Consider the following 20,606-nt stretch of genomic DNA (forward strand, 5'->3'; position numbering starts at 1 on the left):
CTGGATTTAAGTAGCAAAATCAACATTTAACCGGCCAACTCCCTCTAATAAATATGGATAAAATGGAAACAAGGTGCGAATGTTCGCACCTTGTCCAATTATTTTCCCTATTCACCTGTACCTAAACATTTAATAGGTTATTATACTGCTTTGCTGTTTTCGACAAGAAAGTCGATAGCTTTTCTGAATTTGAGATCCTCTTCGATGGCATTCGTGTTTCCGCCAAGCATCTGCTTAAGCTGTTCTTTATCAGTACCGTACATGGAAGCCATGTTCTCAAGCTCTGCATCAACATCTTCTTCGGAAACCTCGAGGTTTTCTGCATTTACAATAGCATCCAATGTCAGATTTGTCTTCACTCGCTTCTCAGCATCTTCTTTCATTTGCTCTTTCAATGCTGATTCGTCTTGACCGGAGAATTGGGAATACATTTCCATCGTCATTCCCTGCATTTGAAGACGCTGTTCAAATTCACGCACCATCTGATCCAATTCTGTTTCAACCATTACTTCTGGAATGTCAACGTCTGCATTCTCGGAGGCTTTTTCCAGCAAGGTTTCCCGCTTCTGGTTTTCAGCATCCTGTTTCTTCTGGGATTCAAGTTCTTCTTTTTTCTTTTTCTTAAGATCATCCAGTGTTTCAGCTTCTTCATCTACATCTACAGCGAATTCATCATCCAGTTCTGGAAGCTCTTTGTATTTCACTTCATGGATTTTCACTTTAAAAGTAGCATTTTTACCAGCCAGTTCTTCCGCATGGTAATCTTCAGGGAAGGTTACTTCGATTTCTGTATCGGCATCGATATCTTTACCGATCAACTGTTCTTCAAAGCCGGGAATGAATTGGCCGGAACCAATTTCCAAGGAATGGTTTTCCCCTTTTCCGCCTTCAAATGCCTCGCCGTCGAGGAATCCTTCAAAGTCGATGACCACTGTATCTCCTTCTTCGACTGTCCCTTCCTCTTTTACGACAAGTTCTGCATGGTCTTGGCGGAGTTTTTCAATTGTTTCTTCGACTTCTTCGTCAGTTACTTCCACAGATTGTTCTTCCACTTCCAGGCCTTTATAATCGCCCAGAGATACTTCCGGCTTCACTTGGACTTTTGCAGTGAAAACAAGGTCTTCCCCGCGCTCGATATTCTCGATGTCCACCTCTGGCTGTTCAATTGGCTCAATGCCTGTTTCATCAATCGCCTGAACATAGGCATTTGGAAGTACAATATCTACTGCATCTTGATAGAGTGATTCTACGCCAAAACGGCTTTCAAAGATTTTACGCGGAATTTTCCCTTTTCGGAATCCAGGTATCTGAATATCCTTGCGTACTTTTTTGAATGCTTGATCCAAAGCTTTCTCGAATTCGTCCGCAGAAACTTCGAACGTTAATACTCCAACATTTCCCTCTTGTTTTTCCCATTTTGCTGACATTACTATTCCCTCCAAAATCTATTGAGTCATTCATTTTTCACGTTCATACAATCAGCATGATCTTCTTGATGCTAAATTTGCAACCATCTTATTATAACATAATTATATTGCCTTTCAAGCATTTGACAAGGCGATCATATCAATCTTCAATCACACTATAATATAAAACATCACATAGCTTTATTTCTTCCATATACTCCTCAACAGCCGGGTCGGCTTTAATCACGGACTCATTATGTACATTCAAGTATTCTTTGCCTACAGTACGCAGGGCCTCGGCCACTTGTAGAGCATCTTCATACGGCGGGATGATTGGAAAACGGACATATAAATATCGGTAGAGCAAGTCATTCAGCAGATGGAACAATGATGGATTCTTTTGTTCTATTTCACTTATAAGCAACCCGATCTGCTTAGCCAGCCCATTCACCTGTATCCCGCCTGTCTCATTCGGTACCACTGTAATCTGTTGACCAAGCTTATGTACGGTAACCTCCTTGGATGATTCTGCATCTTGGAGCCATAGGAATATTGACGTTTTGACTACCGGATGGACTTTTGGTTCCATTAAATATTTTAATAGTCTTTCCGGTTCTACGGTATTTGATTTCCTTAAGCTCTCGACAAGCCGCCATTGTTTTCTATGATCTTCTTCTTCCACGGCCTGCCAGAATTCACCTATGTGTGTTTTGCTATCCTCAATGACCAGATCATTCTGCATTTTTTTACTCATATCATAAAGCTGTTCAAATTGTTCTTTAAGCGCGGAAGGTATACTCTCACCTTCAAGTTCCACTTCCACTTGTTCCATCAGCAGGTCATATTGATTAGTTTGAAATAGTATGGTCAAGTAGATATGTACGTAATGGAAATAATGCTCATCCCTATATCCGAGCAACTCTTCACATAGTTCCTGGGCCTCACTGTATCTTCCCAGTTCCATCAGACAAATTAGTTTTCCTATTATGATTTCATGATTGTCCACGTGGTAGCTCAACAGCTGGTCCAACTTTGCCAGCGCTTCATCATATCTCTTCTCTTTTAATGCCTTCAAACTCTCTTCTTCTAAGGCAAATTTCCATTTAGGAAAAAGTATTATATTGTCGTTAGCAGACTGCTGCGCCATTCCTTCTCCCCCTTCCCTCCATTGTTAGTATTCATGGTTCTTTTAATAGATATACATTCTCACAGCTTTTATGTATAAAATGATTCCCGAAAAATATAAAAGAGAAACCTAAATAATTATAGGTTTCTCTCCGCTGACGTCCCAGGCAGGATTCGAACCTGCGACCCACAGCTTAGAAGGCTGTTGTTGTTACCGGGTACGAAACGGATGTTCTATGAAAAACCTTGAGTTTATAGGGTTTTGATTTTGCTTTATGGGGTTAAGTATGTTCATTTCCGACCCCAAATGAGGAGTTTCAACCCCAGTTCAACCCCATTTACCTTTCCCATGATACCATTCCTTCTATTATATAGGAAGAAACACAAATACTCCTCCATAAATAAATACAGTTATAAGTACCAAACTTGGTTTTAGGAATGTACCACCTCAGGTTTCAAGCCTAGGTTACCTAATAAGAACGACTCCTTACCCCTGCCTAACAAGTAATTTCCTCTGTAAAGCATATATATTTCATAGCTAACCCACAAGTATTTTGTAATTGCATCATTTCTTCATCACTAATACTCTTACAATGAGCAATTTTATTTCGAATGGGGACGGTTCTTAGCAACTGTAGGTAAACGTCTTTAGGAAGTTCAGAAAAACAGGGGTATGCTCGCAGGATGGAGACAAGTTCGTGGTAATAGAAGGAGTCAAATCGTTTGGAGTGAGGTTTATATTTCATCGCAATGGGAGCTTGGACCTGCCAGCCGATTCCATATGTTTTCTCCATTGTCATTTCAATGTATTGCCCCAGCCCGGTTTCTAATTCGTACAGCAACCCATAGGCTTCTTTCATGTATTCAGTTTTCATTTGACTATTCTCCTTAATACTCTCAATTAATAACTATGCAAATGGTGCTATATATAATAAAGGTTCGACATGGTTAAATGAATTCCTGCATAAAAACCAATCTTTCCCAAAATAATAGCCCCCAACCGAGGGGCTATTCAATAAGTACATTCAGGATACTATCCAAAGGAATTACGTTTCGATTTCCAGCATTTAACTGAATGTGTTTATTTAAAGTATTGATGGGTTAAAATTCCGGCTATTACTAATGAATAAATTTCCTAGCCAAAGAATACCTTTCATTGGAGGTGCTAAAAATGAGTGATTATAAAAGATATGAAAGAATTGCGAAGATGTGCAGAGAAATCCTTGATGACGAGGAACCCTTTTATTGGAACTTAGATTTATCAGATAGACAAAAGGATTATACAATTGATTTTCTGTTAAGGGCTGTCCTAGGGTTTGCGGAAAAAGAAGTCGAAGAACGGTACACAGACCATCTAAATTACATTGAGGAAAAGTTTTATTCGGCATATAACAAAATAACAGACCGTGAAATTTACCCTTACTAAAATAGCCCCCTCAAAAGAGGGGCTATCTCATAGTCCCAAGCTTTCCACACCTGAGACAATAGTATAAGAGCTGATAGGAATCTAATTTTACCATATTTCTATCTTTAATCAATGACTGACTTGGCTGAGGAAATAGCACCTTTTACGGCAGAGGACACTCTAATCATGAAGAAATACCATGCCATTAACATAATTAGAGCTGGGAGGTCGGGATAAACAAACCGGTTAACGTAAAATTGAACAGGCCGCCTAATTCTCGAAAATAAAGTATGATGTTTAAGTATATTTTGGTTAAAAATACTAATACTGTAGCTGTGCTACCTTTATGTTCTGGAAGGCCCTATACTATACCTCTCTCGAAGCAGACAAATTCCTCGGGCGTAATAACCTGAGGTCTTTTTTTAATCAATCCAGGCGCCAGTTATATTAGGCAGCGGGATGCAATCGTTATTTATCTGTATGTATTGACTGAGGACATCAACGCTTAACAGCTTCCCTTTGGTTTTGTGATAATAATGATTCTTAAAGTATTCTATCTCCACAGTGAGATCATCTTTTAGGGCCAGCTGCAAAGCAATATTAATATCTTCAATTTGATGGTCGTTAAGCATGGGTCTCTCCCTGTAATCCTGCTGCTTCCACATCTCCTCCAATAGCTTGGTGTGCTCCGGCATCATTATAGAAGTCCATTTTTTTGTTCCACGATCGTTTACTTTTCCCATTATACTTTCATCCTCCTGATAAGAATATACGTTCGGAACCTTTGTTCTTATACTACCACTGAGCAGAAGAATCATGCAAAGTTAATTTTAGGGCTGTCAGGAAATATATGTTTTGGGAATCCGAATCCACTCTGAGGAGATTGCAGATAGGGAAAAGCCCTTAGGTATAAGGACTTTCCATTATTTATTGTTGCTTCAAATCATAACTGTAAACACAAAGTGGAGTTTATAGTCTTAAAAATGTAATATTTTCCTTTCTTGAAAAATATCCTCATTAATGAGATTATATAGTTATAATAAGAAGGGATGGGAGGACATGATTAAATACATTCAGATTATTTATGGTTATTGTTTCACCTTATCCATAATTTATCTTTTTGTAAAACTACTCTCCCTTTTCTTACCAGTCAATTTAATTATTTACATATTATTAATATCATTATTTCTCGTATTTTTTAGAGTTCATCCCCATTCGGATTCTCCGAAGTATCCGTTTGCATTTGATTTGCAATTATTTTACCAGCATCGAAACTAGAGATTCGAAGTTGTTCACGTAACTGTTCGGCTTCAGTCTCTTTTTTTATTTCCCAAATTTCTTTTTCTCTATGTAAGTCGAACTCAGCTTTATGATTTTCTAATTGTTTTGCCTTTTTATCTTCTTCCATTATCTCCATCTCTATTTTTTGTTTTTTATGCGATTGATAATACGGTAATATCCCTTTAACTTTAATTCCAAGTAAGTTGACTTCCCCTATTAAAACTCCGCCTAAAACCGTTGTAATAGCCATAATTGATGCTAAATTGTTAGAAATAAACTCTAATAAACCTGGACTTTGAACATTAGATTTAACAATTACTTCTTCCGAAGTTAAATCAGTATATTTTTTAATTGTGGAATGTAAATCGTACCACTCATCGGAATTCAAACCTTCCCTTTTTGATATTTTAACCGTTCCATGACAACTTCCGTTCTGAATATATATAGGGGCGAGGAGTTGATTAATATATTCCTTGTGATCTTGTAAATCAAATATAGTTTGATGAGCTGATAACATCCAGTAAAGTTTTTCGGAGATTTCTGAGCGAGGTATCTCCTTTATCCAATTCATTTTTCTCCTTTTAAAATAGGGATTTATAGCATAATGGATATGTTTACCAGAGTTGAGGTCATCATCTGTTATTTCATAAACTTCTCCACTTATTACACCGAGCAGAAAGCTGTTTGATCTCTTCGCAGGAACTAGTACTAAATCGCCCACTTTCATTTCATCACAGAATTTTTCTGTCCTACTAGCTGCATGGGCTATTTGCTGATTGGACCAATCCGAATATGTATCCTTATAGACTTGCTTATAATGGTCGAGGGTTATCCCAGCAATACTATTTTCTTGGTAATCTCGCAATTTTTCCAGTGAGATTTTATTATCTGAAATAGCTATAAAATTGTTAAGGAAGAAATCATCATAATATTTCCCACCGTCAGCACGTAGTAACCAATACCCTATATCATCAGGGATTTCAAGTACACTAACTTGTTTTGTTAACTCGTTATCCATCCGAATCCTCCTGAAATTAATAAAATTTGCAACACCAATAATATAACATCTTTTTTCCAAATTTTGTCTCTTTATTATATTTTATAGTGAATTAGCTTACAAAGTTAATCTTATGTATAAGGAATTTTGAATGACATAACTGCTATTTACAAAAACTTAATGTATATAGGACTATCCTCCATAAAAACTTCTTTGGTAAAATTATGAATGAAAATACGACAAAAAGTGAGGAAATATGACAAATTATTTAGAGCTTTCGAGAGAATACAATTTAGATTTAACAGAAATCAGCGTATTGGTCCAACTTGATAAGAGATACCCTAATGCCGTGACGATTGAGGAACTCACTGATGATAGGCAGTTACAAATGTATGGAAAAAAGATTATTGAAAGGTTAATTGAAAAGAAAATCGTGTATAGGTGTGCGGGAGGTTACTTAAGGAGAAAAGAACATTAAGTGGGGTATAAACAGGTGCTATGTGCGAAGGCTAAGAAGGCCACCTCTGAATACCCCTTAATTTGCCCCTTCAAATTGAAGGGGTTTTCTAGGGAATAAGAGAAGGTGAAATTGGCATCCATAAATTATTATTTCGTCTCGTCAAACGGTATATTTTGTATAAAAAAGGATATATATAATACAGAGGTGTAGCAGGTCGCGTCGAGCGATGAGCTCCTTTTTAGCGGCAGCACTAATTTAGTGTGAGATCCTCCTACACCTCTTCTTTATAATATCTGTTTGACAAGAACTCCAATTATGGTAGAATTGAATTAGGCGGCAGGTCGCGTCGAGCGATGAGCTCCTTTTTAGCGGCAGCACCTTTTAACGGTGTGGGATCCTCCCGCCTTACATATACCAGATTAAAGATCTCCTATTAATTGGAGATCTTTTTATTTTGGTTGAATTAAATGGGGGTAATTATCTTTATATACATAAGGGTGATATAAAAGACCTTGCCAGTCCCAATTAGATAATGTGTTATAATTCCATTTTTGAATATATCGGAAACTTCGTTTGTATTTATAATTGCTTTCATCACAATTGTACATACAGTTAGTCACTTCACATTTTTTACATTCGTCACTTACATTTTCCACATAGTCGGTCCATGAGCGAAGAGCTACACCAGATATGAAATCAGACATCCCTAGGATTGGATCATCCTCTGGGTTAATCCATTTTGGTTTTGAATGCCTAGGATGGCTTCCGGTATAATACCTGGTAACGTCTGAAATATAATTTTTTAAACTATCTTGTGCCATTTTATCTGTATTTCTATCAATTATTAATTCTGCACGGGAATTTGTTTTACTGAGAAAACCGGCAATTCGTCGAAACATCAATCCATATAGATAATTCATAAATACATTCCTATCTACTAGCCCTGGTCCATTAGTCTCTTCCTTATTACAAAAGACATTAGTAATTAAAAATTCTGGTGAATCTCGTTCCACTCTTCTTAAAAACTTAGAAATCCTTTTATCATCCCTTTTAAAACGAGACTTTAGCTGTTTCCACTCTAATGGTTGCCTTAAGCGCAATTCCTTAAATGTGTGTTCCTCTATAGAACTTCTAAATTTTTCTGCATCCTCTGCTCTCACCAATATAGCGGTTATTATATAGAAATGCGAAGAACCGGCACTTCTAGGGATACCTTTATCTCCGGATTCCTCACAGAATATTTTCCATTGATTACTGTAATTGTTCAAAGAACGTTCCTCCTTTTCTAGGATATTTTAACTAGTAGCAATATTATATTATCACAACATTCAAGTTATCCACAATATAAATAGTTATCCACAAAATATTTGCCTCCCTAAATATCTATCTAGGGAGGCTTTATTTTAAAATGTCCCAAGGCTCAACCTACGTTGCAATTCTTTAACCATTGTAGAAGGTGAGCTGATGATACCGTCTACTGGTGTTCCTAAATACTGTTGCAGTTTGGTTACTGTCTCTTGCCCCAGGTATCCATCCGCCTTCGCCCTGATTTTCCTCTGTAGGGCTCTGATTACTGTACTACCGCCATGGCTAAAGGTGATTCCGCTTGTTATTTTGATTGTAACGATATTCCGGTACTGGTTACTTATAACGCCGTCTACCGGGGTTCCAAGGGATTCTTGTAATGCCCTTGTCGTCAATGCTCCCCAGTAGCCATCTACAACAAGGCCGGCGCTTTTAATGGTACTTGACTTTGTTTGCCTCTTTGGTGCAGATGCTTTTTTGGCTTTGCCCAGGTTGATTGTTTGACCGATATTCAATTTGGTCGGATCAACGTCAGGGTTAGCCGCCATCAGATCATCCAGATTTACATCCTTCAGACCGTTGGCAACACTCCAGAGAGTATCTCCCTCTTGAATAGTGTAAGTGTCCGGAATAGGAGCTTGTTTGATATCCCCATCCAGAAACTTGAACGCCTGCATGTAATTATACTCACAGCAAGCCTTCCAGTTATACCCTGGCATTTCATTATGAGATTTATCTTCTCGACCGATTCCATCTGCAACCAAGGCTGCCTGCAATTCATCTATGCTGGCAAGTGTAGGCTCGTCCATTTCGTCATACCGATAATCACCAGCTACACAGATACCCAAGCTGTAGTCATTGCTATTACCAGCATGGTACGTCCTTTTATTGATACTGTTGGCATAGACAATGCGGGCGCGCTTTCCATTAGGTGTGTTTACTATATTCTTCGGCTCGATTACAATGGCATATCCGCAACCCGGCCAGCCATGCGTTTCTACATGGAATTTGGCAAAGCTTGCGGCATCAGATCCGCCTAAATGTTTTCTAGTGAGAGAATGATGCCAAGTACGTGTGCGGATAGACTGCCTTCGGTTGCTATACCTTCCATTTGTTCTTAAACTGTTGCGTTTATCAACCAGCTGCGGCAACCTCTCGAATTTATAGGCCATTATTTAACCTCCTTTTTAGGTTTCGTATATCCCAGTGACAGTTCGCTGTCCTTAAAGCCTTCGGTATTTGGGTCTGCCACAATACCGGCGGTGATCAGCACATACATGACTGCATCAGCGATATCTTGAAATTCCCCTGAATCAAATCCCATGTACCTGGTGACGATTAATCCAACCAAACCAAAAACAGCCATCCAGAAGGGATAGCTGCGGACACGTGTTTTCCAATTTATTTTCATTTTTATCCTCCTAGAAAATATTTGCTATTGCTATGCCTATAACGCCACCTACTATGGCCGTGATACCTGCAGTAATGACAGCTCCGGTGATTTTCCTGCGGATCCATTGAGTATCTTCTTTGATGCCGGACAATGTTTCTTTAATGGTGCTTATCTCCCTATCTTGCAACTTATCATTCATTTTTAAAGCTGCGACATCTGTTTGGAGATTGTTCTGATTCGTTTTCAATTCATTTATGTCCTGTTGTATTTTTTCTTTCCACACGTCCACATCTTCCACATCCTTATCATGTGACATTTGCGACCCCCTTTTCACATGTAAGATTTCTCGTATTCATGCCAGAGTTCACCACCTTTCAGGCATAAGAAAAAGCACCTCGTGTGAGATGCTTTTACATAAAAGTAATTTGAAACCAAAAATAAGTTGCTGCCAATGATGATAGTCCTAAAATAAAATTTTTAATCTCTTGAAATATAGGTATAAACCGTAGGATAATCGCTGTTATCCCCATAAATACCAATATCAAAACTGCCAGGTTAACAAGCTGCATTGCCAATCCATTAACTGTTTCTTGTAAAGCTTCCATTGTATCCCCCCTATCCCTTATTACTATATCGGGTGACAGGATGGGAATATTTAAGCATAAAAAACGCTTGATTGAGCGTAAAATAAAAAGCACCACGGAGGATGCTATATGTTTTCCTTTTTAAGGTTTTCAAAATAAGTTACTATATTTCCGTTTTTTACATCGCTAGCTGTTATGGTTACTTTTGTCCCATAATTAAAGCTCTCTCTTAAGATTATTTCATTTCCTTGCTCCCATAACCAGTGATAAACCTTGCCCTGATCCACTCCGGAATCTGGGCTTACTGTTGCTTGTTGTGTTATGCCAAGTTCCAATAAAGTCATGCCATCAACTATAAATGCCATTGTAATTATAGTATCAACATTGTCTTTTTTATACCCTTCTACCAGACCTTCTTTACTATAAAATTGCAAAGTTTCTCCCCTCCTTGCCTATTCTCTTCGACAAGAAGAGACAATAGTCCTTCCTAGAGGCATAAAAAATAAGCCTTCTTTGATCGCTATATACCTGTATTTGTACGAGGAACCAAATAAACTCCTTCCCATGGGATCAACCCTTTTTCAGGCATAAGAAAAAGCACCCCTATTAAAGATGCTTAGCCAATATATCAGATATACGTTCAGTTGATTTTTTCACAGTACCTACACCTATTTCATTTATTGCCAGTCCCTGAGCCATTTGTCTTTTATCTACAGTTTGCTCGTTAACATTAATACTGTCAATCAATAGACTATTCGCATGAACAAAACAAGTTACTCCACTAATTAATCCATTATGTTCCTTTACTACAATATCTGGAACTTCCATTCTACCAATTCTCTTACTAATGAATTATATTCTTCTAAAGCCATTTCTGAGTTGTTTTTATTTTCGAGTAATTGCTCCTTAGTGTACACTAAATTGGCATTTAAATTTGCTGTATGGTTAGTAATACTAATAATCTTATCACCAATTTCGTGAAGAGTCTTTGCATAAATAAGATATTCTTCCTTCATTATTTTCACCCTCCCATTCTACCTATAATATTCGACAATAGGAGGTAGAAATCCTTTTTATTCATACAAATACACCTTTTAAGGTGTTTTCGTTACGATGTATCGTGTTCTCTACGCGTCTTACTTTCTTTTCAATAAGTCATACATCTCGCTCTGTCTATCCGCCATATCTAGCATAAGTTCGTACAGTTCTTCATTCGGAACGCCACCTTGCAGGTTCGCCTTCCCTTTGACGCTGTTTGCTTTACGTTCTTTCATACGCTTTTCACGTTCTTGTTTTTCAAGGTATTCCGGTGTTGGTTCGACTGAAAAACCGCCTCTTACTTTCTTTGCCAATCCTTTCGCTTTAACATTTGCCACTACTCAGCCACCACCCTTATTTCACCGTTTCGGAAATTAGGGATATTTGTTTTAATTGTATATTCCCTTGGCACACTTGTGCTGAATGTTATTTCTGCTTGTCCGTTTGTGGTTAGGATAGTTTGTTGTTCTCCGTCCAGTTCAAATATGATGTCGCCTGACCATTCAGCCTGCGGTTCGTCCAGGTAGTTATAAACGGTTGCTGTTATGGTTGTGCCAGCTGATCCGTCTGCGGTTATAGTTTCTTTGTCGGTCGTTAGTTTTGTGTGGAACTCTTGGTCGAAATAAGTTTTTACTTTTACTGTTTGATTAGACGTCATTACCTCTTTAACACTCAAAACTTCTCCCTTCGATTTCACTTCGAATTTCATCATTTTACCTCCTTATTTTTAGTCTAAAACATAACTTACAACTGTACGAACAGTCCCACCCCCTAAATAACCACGGTGAACAATTTCAAATGAACTATTAAACCTGAAAATAGTAGAGATACCTGCACCAGATATCCCGTCGTCTGTGTCACCTGCGTAAGAAAGATAATTAATCCCTTCTACACTGTATCCGTCTATTATTAACTCAAACTGACCATACGTAGAATCACTTATCGCTTGCACATGTTGTGCAATACCTAAAACATAACCAGATCCAGTAGCAGAGACTACGGTAGTCCATGATTCACTCGAATTGCCTGAACTTGCTAACATTGGTTTCTTGTTACTCCAATCAACGCCCGCTTGAACAGGAAACTGGCTTCTAATATACTGTGTATCACTATAAATATTACCAGCTTTAGTTTGAATGTCTTGCGTATCAGTTTCAATTCTAGCTGCCCTATTTTGTATTTCTTGAGTGTCCGCCTCTATTCTCCCCGTATCACCTTGAATATCAGTAACTTTGGTATTTGTATCATCCTGAGTTGCCTTTGTTGGTAAATTAATTTCTGTAGCCACTACAATACCTCCTCATAAACGAAAACCAGTCCATCTTTATTTGTATTCGTTTTAAAGCCATAGCGGAAAGTCGAACCTGCGCTATCAGTAAATTGATGCGGCATTTCATCCGCCTGATGTGTCGCAAGATCACCACCATCCGCGACTGTCCCAGCAGTTGTTCCAAAGTCCTTGTTAAATGCTGTATTCTTCGTAAAAGCAGGTTCTGCACCTACCTCCGCAGCGGTGTGGCTATGGTTACCTTCCGCTACCGTTCCAGCGGTTGCGCCGAAGTTCTTATTAAATGCTGTATTTTTACTGAATGCTGGTTCTGCTCCAGTTTGCGCAGCAGTAACCCCGTGCGGGTTATTCGTTTTATTCTCGTGCGTATTTACCTTTTCTTGGGCGCCGGAAGGGGTTTCTTTGGCATTCCAATCGATTCGCTCGGCATCTGTGATGTGTATGGTCGTATTCCCTGTGTGGTTACTAAACTCATTTTGAGTAACTTCACCGGCCAGGGTTCCATCGGCGTTCAAAGGTTTACCTTCAGCGTTTAACTTGGCTATCCCTCCGGCCACACCGATCTTTTCCTGATGAATAGCGTTTTGTTGCAATTCAGCCAATGCTTGATCTAACAAATAAAATGTCCAGTTGAAGTAAGCTGCTGGCGGTTTCTGTGTAGCTTCCCATCCCACGTCTTTTAATGATTGAGGTGGTTCTACACCAGCGACATTCCACCCTAATAGTGGATTTTGAAATGGCATTTAAGCTCCTCCTTCCTATAATGGCAATTCTTCGTCTGTGGCAGGAATAAATACTGTTCCGAAATATCCGCCGGTTGTTCCATCTATGTCAGCAAATCCGGCATTTGCATCATTTTCTATCGGAATGCCTCCAAAAGAGAATGTCCCGGACAATTCAATAGAATCTAAGCGAACCCCTGCTGATAAGGTACGTTGAACTAAAACGCTGAATTGACTTGTAGTTAAACCAACTTCATTCAACCTGTGAACTGGTACTTCTAACACTTTCACAGCTGCCTCTTCCGGTTCGTCTGCATCATTCCACTTAGGGGTCACTTTGAATTGGGTTGGCTCAATATCTAAAGCAATCGAAATAACCTTGATAACACTATTCACAGCGCCGTCTGAATACGCCTGAGCATTTTTCGCCTTCAGGAGCACACGGTATATTTCATCTGAGGCAACCCCTCTAGATTGACGGACAATTTCTCCGATTTGGTCTAATCCTTGCCCTTCGGCATTGTCGATGTCTCGCCATTCCTTGATTTTTGCATTCGTATTTTCAAGGTCTTGAAGTTGTTCAGAAAAGATGGTCATCAATTTTCTTAGATTACTGTCTGGATCTTTACGCAAAAACGATGCGAACCGATTCATAATATCTTGAATGTTATACATTGACAGCCACCTCGATATCCGCATGATTCACCTGTGCCACTTCTAGGATATCAATAGATATGTTTGTATCACTGTATGTCACGCCATCTTTAGAAATCTCAATATATATATCTTCAATGCCTTCGACTTGGTATGCCCTAGCTATCAAGCGCGATAACGTCACCGTGTCTCCCATGTTTAATCCGGTATACACAGATCCACTTTTGTTTTCGCCGCCGATATAACGGATAATGGACGATTTGATTTTCTCCACCCCGTCAGCTGGGAAAAGAGAGTTTTTTGTAACAGTTACCCGAACATAAATAGGTACCTCAGTCGCTCTTGTAAAGCCAATGACCTGGTCGTTGTCGCTATCATCCTTTAATATCACTTGCGTAGTGCCATAAGGCTGAATGCCTAATGATCCAGTATTCAATATAGCTTGAGCCACACCAGCATCGCTCCCGCCTAAGACAAACGTCTGATAGCTTTTAGGTGGCGTTCCATATGGATCCGTTGTGTTGCTTGGATTGTTTTTTACATATACCGCACGGACATCCGGAACATCCAATATTGCGCTACGGATGGAAGGCTCTGTTCGTGATCCTAGACCCTCTCGGGAAGCATAGAAACGCTCTCTAGCTTCTTGAGTGGTTTCCTTTTCTCTTCCGCCCTCTGTGGCTTCAGGGTTGGTGACACTATCTATATTCGCATCAGGATTAACGATAACCGTAATGACATTAGCGCCGACGTTCCCTTGTTCTCCTGGCGATTGAGCAACGATCGTACCTGTTCCTGTACCATTGCTATCAAGTGTAATATCGTTCGTTGTGAGAAAAAATATATCTGTATCAGTAGCCACAGCAAATCCGGCCGGCACCGTGTAGTTTGCTGTTCCTGCTAATTGTATCGTTCCAATTGCACGTGTAGCAGGGTTCCGTCTAATACCAGCGTAAGGTAAGATTCTGTCTAGCTGAACTCCTGTTGCCGTAGAAGGGTAAGCGGAATAATAAACGTCCTCATTGTCTTTCCATAACAAGGACAAAAACCATGCTATTATACGCAGGAGAATGCCTAAGATAGAGCGCTTTGAAACGTTGGTGTTTTCGCCAAACAATTCTTTAGCTCTATTCAATATTTCGGTGAGAACTTCGTCATACGTTTTTCTGCGATATCCATTCTTATCAAGCATTCATTTCCACCTCCCCTTGCACTACTGATCCACTTCGCCGTATGCGCGCACGAAAAAAGACCGTTAGCCTCCTGGCTTTGCGGTCTTGATTAATCTTTATTTCTTCTATATCAACACGTTCTTCTTGGCTGATTGTCTCCGTGACTGCTGCACGAACTTCGCCGTCGGTAGGCTTTCCGGTTACGGACCTGCGCCTCAGTCCCATATCTGGATCGAAGAACCATTCTTTTTTATTCGTCTCGAGTAAGATGTAAATTGATTGCAACACTTCTTCTTCCTCGTCAATCATGACAAAGTCACCTTTTTCGAAAGCTAGATCTCTGTTGTCATCCAGTTTTATCGTTTTCAACTAATCACCCCCACAATAACGGCGCCAGTTAAGGGAAACAGTAGGTTCGGGCTAGGGTATGCACTCTTCCCACCTAATACATCATCAATCTCCCGCTGAGAGATAGATAGCAAGACCACATCACCCCTTTTGAGGATAGGTACGTACTCTTTCTCTATCCCGTCTACCTCGAATCTCTGAGAGAGTACCGGCACACCTTCCAATACTGGCAGAGATACAGGATTCTTCCCTTTTTCTTTCGTTTTGAATAACGGTTGTACCTTGGCTTCTCTGTTCGTTTTATCGTATTCTATAACTCTACCTGGCATCGACGTGTTGATGGAAAGGAGGATATCCCGCTTAAATTGCCGATAGAAAACCATATCTTCACTCAAAGACACACCTCCTAATATATGATATCCAGCTCAGTGACAAACTCACTGCCACTCCAACGATGTTTACCCTTATAGACGTAAAACTTCCCGTCAGCAATCTCAGATTGCAAAGTTACGGCATTGGCAGTGGCAATACGGTGTTGCAGCAGGCAAGTGACGCTAAATCCAGAATGTCCATCCTCTTCAAAGATAGCAGGCGTGCCAATCAGACCAGTCTCCTCGCTCAGGGTAAACTGACTTGCTTCCCCGCTGTGTATGCCGCTGATATAGGCTTTCCCTTTCGACATAAAGAAAGTAACGCCACAATCCTTGGCGATATTGGCGAGTGCTTCTACAATTTCCCCATCGACGGTATAACCCTTTGAATAAGTTCTATTCCGTGCCAGATTGACTGTAGCATCCAGTTTTAGAATGGAGAGCAGATCGTTTATGATTTGTGAAGCCTTGATGTTCTTCTTGTATGTTTTATTGAGGGTTTTCTGTGTGTCGAGAGGCTCGGAGTCCAGAACGTTAATGGTGGTGACTTTATCCACTCCCTGACGCGCTGTTTTTGTTCTCGATATATAACCGGACAGGATGACACCGATGTCTCCCTTATATCCGGCATTCAGTATCAGTTTCTTATTGCGTTTAAACCGGTTAATGGTGTCGTCTGTCAGATTGTAGATCTTTATACTAGACTTGTTTGGTTCTACATCGTTATCAAACGGAACATCAAATTCGATGTCCAACGCTTCACTGTCCAGTGTCAGACCCTCACAATTGATTTCAGCTTTTCTGCCGAATAAACTCATTGATTATCCACCACCAAAAAGACCGTTTCCCCTAAGTTATCGTAAGTGACTTCTTGCTCATTGCCCGATTCATCCCAAGGGATAATGGTGGGAGCTGGGAAACGATGATCGTATACGTCGTCAAAGAGCGGCATGCCGTATACAATTTTTTCTCCGAGCACCAAGGTCTCGTCACCCTTAAATAAATCAATCGTAAAAAAGTCATGGGTTTCGTTGTATTTTACTTCGAAAGTGAATATTTCAATAGGCAGTGCAATATCGAATCGGTAAGGGATATTTTCTTTTTCGACAGGTACGTATTCATATCGCATATTATCTCTCCTATCCTACCCGCATTTTCACCCCGATAGGTATTCCTCGGGCGGGCCAAGGATTCCATTCTTCCAGCTGCTTAACAGTAGTTCCGTATTTCCGGGCTTGCCCCCAATAGGTATCACCTCTCTTGACAACATGATAAACAGCCTCTTCGTTTTTATTTTTCGTCTGTTTCTGTCCAGAGTTTGTCACTGGTTTCGTCTGTGGTGTATAAGAAGTCTCTCCAAAGCGCACTTTTTTAAGTGTCATGCTGAAGTTGAAGCCGTTGGCGATATTTTTATCCGCATTGTAACTCAAGCTTTCTATCAGTACGTTCGGGACGATTTGCCGCCCCTCATATTGCAGTTTGGTTCCATTTTCCTTCCAATCCAACAATTTATTGATGAGCGTCTGGACTCGCTCTTGAGTAGGGCGGGTAAGGATGCCGGACAACGATACAACCTGTGGATCGCTTTCTGTATGGTCAGTTAAATCAATTCCGCTTTCGGTTTTGTGGCTAGTAACCTTTCCGCCATGGTCGTAATCTTCGCTAGTCACATGCAGCTCATAACCTTCCAACATCGCTTTTCCGTTTAATTCCAATCCTTATCCCTCCCTATTGAAGAGCATGCGTTGGTTGTATGTCGCATACATTTCTTCAATCTTTTCGTCAATCATTCTTTCCAACTTATCCACTGTGCCTTCATCGGCATTTCCTTCAATGGTGATATTGATTTCTGGGGCGAAGTTTCCGCCTCCAGAAGATGTGGACCGTGGCGTATAACCACCGGAGACCATGGCCTTACTTTCTCGGTTACTGAAAATCTCGGTACCTCTATTAAGGCGCATTAGCTCTGGACCACGCTCACCTACCCAAGCCCATTCGGAGCGCTTGAGAGGTCCGTTAGTACCGTTGGCATAGCCTTTCGGATTGATATTCTGACCGTTACGCAACACTTCATAGTGCAAGTGAGGGCCAGTTGAACGTCCGGTAGAGCCTGCTGTCCCGATCGACTGTCCTTTTCTTACGACATCCCCCACACTGACCAGGTTGCGTGCGTTGTGTTGGTAGATACGCTCCATAATGCCGCTTTTAATCCGGACATAGTTCCCTCGTATGGCATGATATCCAGCTTGTACGACACGTCCTGCAGCTTGCGCAGGGATTGGTGTACCGACAGGGGCACCGTAGTCATCACCAGCATGTAATTGCGGTTGTCCGGTAACTGGGTTTATCCGAAATCCATAAGAGGATGTTTTTCTAAATGCTCCGCCGAAACCGAAGCCACCACTTCCATCTCCGCCCAAGTCAGCCAGCTTGTTTTTAACGAAATCAACCGCACTAGTTTTGACTTTGTTAAACGCGCCTCTTGCCATATCACCGATAAAACTTCCACCTGCAGGTGAGCTAATTCCTAGCGCATTAAGTGCCTTATTCAGGAGCTTTCCCGGATTTTTGATGTAATCAAAAGCGTTAACTGCCATATCTTTTATTTTTCCACCGATGTTTTTTGCACCGTCGTACAGGTCAGTCGCAACATTCTTGACGTTCCCGAAGAACCCTGAATTGTCGTCTGTTCCACTGTTGTATTGCGGTATAGACCCAAGCAAGGCTCTGGTATCAGTAGCAGATAATACTTGCGTGCCTTTTGGTAGATTAGCAATAACATTCCGGCCTTCAAACATGCCAGTACGTCCATCAGGTGTTCTGATTAATTCTTGGCCGGCATTGGAACCAATTCCATCATTGACCATAGCCAACCCCCCAGGGTGTGAGCCGTTGCCAGTTCCTTGAGCCCATTGTGGAACATCCCATAAGTCAATGTGATTGCTTTCTTTCACGCCGATCCAGCCTAGCACTGTGTTAATTCCGCCGATAACGCCATTTACCCCTTTTCCAAGGGTTCTTGCCAAGGTGTTAATCACACTGGTAACACCGCTTTTCACCTTAGAAGCCATACTACCGATTCCATCACCAATTCGCCCCGGTAAAGCCTTCGCTGCATCGACAATATCGGTAAATCGATCCTTAATCCCGTTGTACACCGATTTAAATGCATCAGCCGTTGCAGTCTTCAAGGTTGACCAGGTATCTTTCACCTTGCCAAGTATTCCCGAGACAGAAGTGAAGATAAAGGCATAGACTTTAGCCCAGATAGATTTAAGGAAATTCCAAATACCGGTAAATACTTTTGAAGTAGCCTTGGAAATAGTCGTCCACCCTGTCCGTATTCCAGAGATTAAACCGGAAATACTTCCAGTAAACAGAGCTTTCAAGGCTGTCCACATTGCGGAGAAACCGCTTTTGAATGCCCCTACAAAAGCTTTAGCACCTTTCAGGATGCGACCAAAGAACGTCAGTTGAATGAAATTCCAAATGAATTCGATAGCACCCGAGAACATTTGTTTGATTCCTTCCCACATTTTGGAGAAGTCACCAGTAAAAAGCCCCGAGAACGTCTTCACAAGACCCATAATGATATCTAGAGCTCCGGATATGACACCTTGGATATTGCCCCAGACCATTTTAATAATGCCAAGTACCAACGGCATCACAAACTGAATTACAGATTGAATAAAGGAGAAAGCATTCTGTACGGCATCCATAATTTGCGAGCCATTTTCATCCCAAAACTTCTGAATAACGCCAAGTTTTTCTTGGATAAATGGTACGGCCATGCTTAAAACTTCTTGGATGATGGTCCAAACAGCATTAAAAGCTGTCATTACGGTGTCGCGGACAGAGGAAAATATGTTTTTGGCATTCTGGAAAATTGATTCGCCGTTTTCCTCCCAAAATGACTGTATATTAGCCCAAGATTCCTGCAAAAACGAAACCACTTGACCGAATGTCGTCTGGATCGTCTGCCAGATTCCAGTCATCGTGGATTCGTTACTGGAGTACCATTCGCGGAAACTAGCAATCAGGGACTGGACCCAATTAGTGACTGTGTTGAATACAGAGCCAATCACATCGAAGGATTTTTGAATAATGGCTTGTATCTGCGGCATTTTTGCCATAAACCAGTCCATCATGGATTGAAATATCGGCATAAACTGGATAAGAATTTTCTGGCCAACAGCAGTAAACGATTGAGAAATGTCGTCCCAGGAATCCTGAAATTTTTCGGCTGCTGATAAGGTGTCTTCGCCAATTACAATGCCTAAATCTGCCGCTTTTTCCTTCGCCTCTTCAATCGTCAACGCGCCATCTTTTAATGCTGGCATCAGATCACGTGCCATCTTTGTTCCGAACAATTCAGAAGCTAGGGCTGATTTATCTTGCTCACTGGTCATTTGTGATAGCGTCTGAATACTTTGTGCCATGGCGTCCTCTGTGGACACTGTGCCATCTTTTACAGCATTCATGTCTACACCCAATTTCGTAAGGGCGCTAGCGTATTTTTCGTTACCTTCTGCGGCTAACCCCATACGTTGGTTCAAACGCCCTACAGCCCGCTCCATTGTTTGGGAAGCGATACCATTCTGCCCGGCCCAGTATTCCATCTCTTGAAAAGCGTCGGTTGTTATACCCAACTTCGGTGCTGTTTTGGCAATGCGGTCAAAGCCCTCTGTTGCACTTTTGGTCATTGCAAACAATCCGGCGCCCGCACCGGCGGCTGCAGTACCAACAGCTCCCACTCCAATGGCCGCACCCTTCATCACTTTGCCAACCTTGCTGGTGCGCTTCTCCATATTTTTCATTTCTTTGTTGGCATTGCTGGTGTTGCCTGTCATGTGATCCATGTGTTTATTTAAATCTTGAAGACTCGAGGTATTGGCTGAAACACTTACAATCAGGTCGCGTAAAGCCATGCTCTCCCTCCCTTCTTTTTGAATTCGTCACCTGTTTTTCAAGGCATTATTATCTAACTCAATTTGGCGGTCTATCGCCGCGTTTACTTCGTATAATTGGTGTTGGCTCATTTCCAGTGCTTCCGAATA

The 20,606-nt window shown here is 40.8% G+C and carries 27 protein-coding genes and 1 tRNA gene; 2 read left to right on the plus strand and 26 right to left on the minus strand.

What is annotated here, in order from left to right:
- Positions 1-140: 140 nt before the first annotated feature.
- From tig to ACFODW_RS09165, 4 genes are all read right to left on the minus strand, one after another.
- Positions 141-1,427, minus strand: coding sequence for a trigger factor (gene tig / locus ACFODW_RS09150; RefSeq protein ID WP_390305568.1), 1,287 nt, complete (start codon positions 1,425-1,427; stop codon positions 141-143).
- Positions 1,428-1,566: 139 nt separating this feature from the next.
- Complete coding sequence (locus ACFODW_RS09155; protein WP_390305570.1) at positions 1,567-2,553, minus strand: tetratricopeptide repeat protein; 987 nt, start codon at positions 2,551-2,553, stop codon at positions 1,567-1,569.
- Between the two features lie 137 nt (positions 2,554-2,690).
- A tRNA-OTHER gene (locus tag ACFODW_RS09160) sits at positions 2,691-2,753 on the minus strand.
- A gap of 275 nt (positions 2,754-3,028) precedes the next feature.
- Positions 3,029-3,406, minus strand: a complete 378-nt coding sequence (locus ACFODW_RS09165) for a hypothetical protein (RefSeq protein ID WP_390305572.1) — start codon at positions 3,404-3,406, stop codon at positions 3,029-3,031.
- 296 nt (positions 3,407-3,702) lie between these two features.
- Between ACFODW_RS09165 and ACFODW_RS09170 the strand changes: the two genes are divergently transcribed.
- Positions 3,703-3,957: a hypothetical protein gene (locus tag ACFODW_RS09170; protein WP_390305574.1), complete on the plus strand. Its 255-nt coding sequence runs from the start codon at positions 3,703-3,705 to the stop codon at positions 3,955-3,957.
- A 401-nt stretch (positions 3,958-4,358) separates the two neighbouring features.
- On the opposite strand, the gene ACFODW_RS09175 is transcribed toward ACFODW_RS09170, so the two are convergent.
- The gene (locus ACFODW_RS09175; protein WP_390305576.1) at positions 4,359-4,679 is read right to left on the minus strand and encodes a YolD-like family protein; all 321 of its coding nucleotides are present in this window, start codon (positions 4,677-4,679) and stop codon (positions 4,359-4,361) included.
- Positions 4,680-5,134: 455 nt separating this feature from the next.
- Positions 5,135-6,235, minus strand: a complete 1,101-nt coding sequence (locus ACFODW_RS09180; RefSeq protein ID WP_390305578.1) for a hypothetical protein — start codon at positions 6,233-6,235, stop codon at positions 5,135-5,137.
- A 235-nt stretch (positions 6,236-6,470) separates the two neighbouring features.
- Between ACFODW_RS09180 and ACFODW_RS09185 the strand changes: the two genes are divergently transcribed.
- Positions 6,471-6,692, plus strand: coding sequence for a hypothetical protein (locus ACFODW_RS09185; protein WP_390305580.1), 222 nt, complete (start codon positions 6,471-6,473; stop codon positions 6,690-6,692).
- 431 nt (positions 6,693-7,123) lie between these two features.
- Here the strand turns inward: ACFODW_RS09185 and ACFODW_RS09190 are convergent, their stop codons facing one another.
- From ACFODW_RS09190 to ACFODW_RS09285, 20 genes are all read right to left on the minus strand, one after another.
- On the minus strand, positions 7,124-7,942 hold the full coding sequence (locus tag ACFODW_RS09190; RefSeq protein ID WP_390305583.1) for a DUF3800 domain-containing protein: 819 nt from the start codon (positions 7,940-7,942) through the stop codon (positions 7,124-7,126).
- A gap of 135 nt (positions 7,943-8,077) precedes the next feature.
- Positions 8,078-9,151: a LysM peptidoglycan-binding domain-containing protein gene (locus ACFODW_RS09195; protein WP_390305585.1), complete on the minus strand. Its 1,074-nt coding sequence runs from the start codon at positions 9,149-9,151 to the stop codon at positions 8,078-8,080.
- A complete protein-coding gene (locus ACFODW_RS09200; protein WP_390305587.1) occupies positions 9,151-9,390 on the minus strand; it encodes a phage holin in 240 nt (79 codons plus the stop codon). The genes ACFODW_RS09195 and ACFODW_RS09200 overlap by 1 nt, the downstream gene beginning before the upstream one ends.
- A gap of 10 nt (positions 9,391-9,400) precedes the next feature.
- Positions 9,401-9,688 carry a hemolysin XhlA family protein gene (locus ACFODW_RS09205; protein WP_390305589.1) on the minus strand — a complete coding sequence of 96 codons (288 nt, stop codon included), beginning with the start codon at positions 9,686-9,688 and terminating at the stop codon, positions 9,401-9,403.
- 94 nt (positions 9,689-9,782) lie between these two features.
- Positions 9,783-9,977: a hypothetical protein gene (locus ACFODW_RS09210; RefSeq protein WP_390305591.1), complete on the minus strand. Its 195-nt coding sequence runs from the start codon at positions 9,975-9,977 to the stop codon at positions 9,783-9,785.
- 104 nt (positions 9,978-10,081) lie between these two features.
- Positions 10,082-10,390 (minus strand): hypothetical protein, encoded by a 309-nt coding sequence (locus ACFODW_RS09215; RefSeq protein ID WP_390305593.1) that lies wholly within the window; start codon positions 10,388-10,390, stop codon positions 10,082-10,084.
- Positions 10,391-10,562: 172 nt separating this feature from the next.
- Positions 10,563-10,784 (minus strand): hypothetical protein, encoded by a 222-nt coding sequence (locus tag ACFODW_RS09220; RefSeq protein ID WP_390305596.1) that lies wholly within the window; start codon positions 10,782-10,784, stop codon positions 10,563-10,565.
- Positions 10,763-10,972: a hypothetical protein gene (locus tag ACFODW_RS09225; RefSeq protein WP_390305597.1), complete on the minus strand. Its 210-nt coding sequence runs from the start codon at positions 10,970-10,972 to the stop codon at positions 10,763-10,765. The genes ACFODW_RS09220 and ACFODW_RS09225 overlap by 22 nt, the downstream gene beginning before the upstream one ends.
- A gap of 120 nt (positions 10,973-11,092) precedes the next feature.
- On the minus strand, positions 11,093-11,332 hold the full coding sequence (locus ACFODW_RS09230) for a hypothetical protein (RefSeq protein ID WP_390305599.1): 240 nt from the start codon (positions 11,330-11,332) through the stop codon (positions 11,093-11,095).
- Positions 11,332-11,703 carry a hypothetical protein gene (locus ACFODW_RS09235; RefSeq protein ID WP_390305601.1) on the minus strand — a complete coding sequence of 124 codons (372 nt, stop codon included), beginning with the start codon at positions 11,701-11,703 and terminating at the stop codon, positions 11,332-11,334. Before ACFODW_RS09235 ends, ACFODW_RS09230 begins: the two co-directional genes overlap by 1 nt.
- Before the next feature lie 18 nt (positions 11,704-11,721).
- Positions 11,722-12,282: a hypothetical protein gene (locus ACFODW_RS09240; RefSeq protein WP_390305603.1), complete on the minus strand. Its 561-nt coding sequence runs from the start codon at positions 12,280-12,282 to the stop codon at positions 11,722-11,724.
- Positions 12,282-13,025: a hypothetical protein gene (locus tag ACFODW_RS09245; protein ID WP_390305605.1), complete on the minus strand. Its 744-nt coding sequence runs from the start codon at positions 13,023-13,025 to the stop codon at positions 12,282-12,284. The genes ACFODW_RS09240 and ACFODW_RS09245 overlap by 1 nt, the downstream gene beginning before the upstream one ends.
- 15 nt (positions 13,026-13,040) lie before the next feature.
- Positions 13,041-13,679 carry a DUF2612 domain-containing protein gene (locus tag ACFODW_RS09250; protein WP_390305607.1) on the minus strand — a complete coding sequence of 213 codons (639 nt, stop codon included), beginning with the start codon at positions 13,677-13,679 and terminating at the stop codon, positions 13,041-13,043.
- Positions 13,672-14,697 carry a baseplate J/gp47 family protein gene (locus ACFODW_RS09255; RefSeq protein ID WP_390305609.1) on the minus strand — a complete coding sequence of 342 codons (1,026 nt, stop codon included), beginning with the start codon at positions 14,695-14,697 and terminating at the stop codon, positions 13,672-13,674. The genes ACFODW_RS09250 and ACFODW_RS09255 overlap by 8 nt, the downstream gene beginning before the upstream one ends.
- Positions 14,698-14,842: 145 nt before the next feature.
- Positions 14,843-15,199, minus strand: coding sequence for a GPW/gp25 family protein (locus ACFODW_RS09260; protein ID WP_390305611.1), 357 nt, complete (start codon positions 15,197-15,199; stop codon positions 14,843-14,845).
- Positions 15,196-15,573, minus strand: a complete 378-nt coding sequence (locus tag ACFODW_RS09265; RefSeq protein ID WP_390305613.1) for a Gp138 family membrane-puncturing spike protein — start codon at positions 15,571-15,573, stop codon at positions 15,196-15,198. The genes ACFODW_RS09260 and ACFODW_RS09265 overlap by 4 nt, the downstream gene beginning before the upstream one ends.
- A gap of 11 nt (positions 15,574-15,584) precedes the next feature.
- Positions 15,585-16,367: a phage protein gene (locus tag ACFODW_RS09270; RefSeq protein ID WP_390305615.1), complete on the minus strand. Its 783-nt coding sequence runs from the start codon at positions 16,365-16,367 to the stop codon at positions 15,585-15,587.
- Positions 16,364-16,678 carry a phage baseplate plug family protein gene (locus ACFODW_RS09275; protein WP_390305617.1) on the minus strand — a complete coding sequence of 105 codons (315 nt, stop codon included), beginning with the start codon at positions 16,676-16,678 and terminating at the stop codon, positions 16,364-16,366. The genes ACFODW_RS09270 and ACFODW_RS09275 overlap by 4 nt, the downstream gene beginning before the upstream one ends.
- Positions 16,679-16,688: 10 nt before the next feature.
- The gene (locus ACFODW_RS09280) at positions 16,689-17,264 is read right to left on the minus strand and encodes a LysM peptidoglycan-binding domain-containing protein (protein WP_390305619.1); all 576 of its coding nucleotides are present in this window, start codon (positions 17,262-17,264) and stop codon (positions 16,689-16,691) included.
- A gap of 3 nt (positions 17,265-17,267) precedes the next feature.
- Complete coding sequence (locus ACFODW_RS09285) at positions 17,268-20,477, minus strand: peptidoglycan DD-metalloendopeptidase family protein (RefSeq protein WP_390305621.1); 3,210 nt, start codon at positions 20,475-20,477, stop codon at positions 17,268-17,270.
- Positions 20,478-20,606 lie beyond the last annotated feature (129 nt).

The sequence above is a fragment of the Virgibacillus sediminis genome (genome assembly GCF_042643265.1).
Lineage (GTDB): Bacteria > Bacillota > Bacilli > Bacillales > Amphibacillaceae > Virgibacillus_O > Virgibacillus_O sediminis.

What these genes read in the sequence shown, in the direction of transcription:
- tig (WP_390305568.1), bottom strand. Translation starts at nt 1,427, where the DNA reads ATGTCAGCAAAATGGGAAAAACAAGAGGGAAATGTTGGAGTATTAACG.
- ACFODW_RS09155 (WP_390305570.1), bottom strand. Translation starts at nt 2,553, where the DNA reads ATGGCGCAGCAGTCTGCTAACGACAATATAATACTTTTTCCTAAATGG.
- ACFODW_RS09165 (WP_390305572.1), bottom strand. Translation starts at nt 3,406, where the DNA reads ATGAAAACTGAATACATGAAAGAAGCCTATGGGTTGCTGTACGAATTA.
- ACFODW_RS09170 (WP_390305574.1), top strand. Translation starts at nt 3,703, where the DNA reads ATGAGTGATTATAAAAGATATGAAAGAATTGCGAAGATGTGCAGAGAA.
- ACFODW_RS09175 (WP_390305576.1), bottom strand. Translation starts at nt 4,679, where the DNA reads ATGGGAAAAGTAAACGATCGTGGAACAAAAAAATGGACTTCTATAATG.
- ACFODW_RS09180 (WP_390305578.1), bottom strand. Translation starts at nt 6,235, where the DNA reads ATGGATAACGAGTTAACAAAACAAGTTAGTGTACTTGAAATCCCTGAT.
- ACFODW_RS09185 (WP_390305580.1), top strand. Translation starts at nt 6,471, where the DNA reads ATGACAAATTATTTAGAGCTTTCGAGAGAATACAATTTAGATTTAACA.
- ACFODW_RS09195 (WP_390305585.1), bottom strand. Translation starts at nt 9,151, where the DNA reads ATGGCCTATAAATTCGAGAGGTTGCCGCAGCTGGTTGATAAACGCAAC.
- ACFODW_RS09200 (WP_390305587.1), bottom strand. Translation starts at nt 9,390, where the DNA reads ATGAAAATAAATTGGAAAACACGTGTCCGCAGCTATCCCTTCTGGATG.
- ACFODW_RS09205 (WP_390305589.1), bottom strand. Translation starts at nt 9,688, where the DNA reads ATGTCACATGATAAGGATGTGGAAGATGTGGACGTGTGGAAAGAAAAA.
- ACFODW_RS09210 (WP_390305591.1), bottom strand. Translation starts at nt 9,977, where the DNA reads ATGGAAGCTTTACAAGAAACAGTTAATGGATTGGCAATGCAGCTTGTT.
- ACFODW_RS09220 (WP_390305596.1), bottom strand. Translation starts at nt 10,784, where the DNA reads ATGGAAGTTCCAGATATTGTAGTAAAGGAACATAATGGATTAATTAGT.
- ACFODW_RS09225 (WP_390305597.1), bottom strand. Translation starts at nt 10,972, where the DNA reads ATGAAGGAAGAATATCTTATTTATGCAAAGACTCTTCACGAAATTGGT.
- ACFODW_RS09235 (WP_390305601.1), bottom strand. Translation starts at nt 11,703, where the DNA reads ATGAAATTCGAAGTGAAATCGAAGGGAGAAGTTTTGAGTGTTAAAGAG.
- ACFODW_RS09245 (WP_390305605.1), bottom strand. Translation starts at nt 13,025, where the DNA reads ATGCCATTTCAAAATCCACTATTAGGGTGGAATGTCGCTGGTGTAGAA.
- ACFODW_RS09250 (WP_390305607.1), bottom strand. Translation starts at nt 13,679, where the DNA reads ATGTATAACATTCAAGATATTATGAATCGGTTCGCATCGTTTTTGCGT.
- ACFODW_RS09270 (WP_390305615.1), bottom strand. Translation starts at nt 16,367, where the DNA reads ATGAGTTTATTCGGCAGAAAAGCTGAAATCAATTGTGAGGGTCTGACA.
- ACFODW_RS09275 (WP_390305617.1), bottom strand. Translation starts at nt 16,678, where the DNA reads ATGCGATATGAATACGTACCTGTCGAAAAAGAAAATATCCCTTACCGA.
- ACFODW_RS09285 (WP_390305621.1), bottom strand. Translation starts at nt 20,477, where the DNA reads ATGGCTTTACGCGACCTGATTGTAAGTGTTTCAGCCAATACCTCGAGT.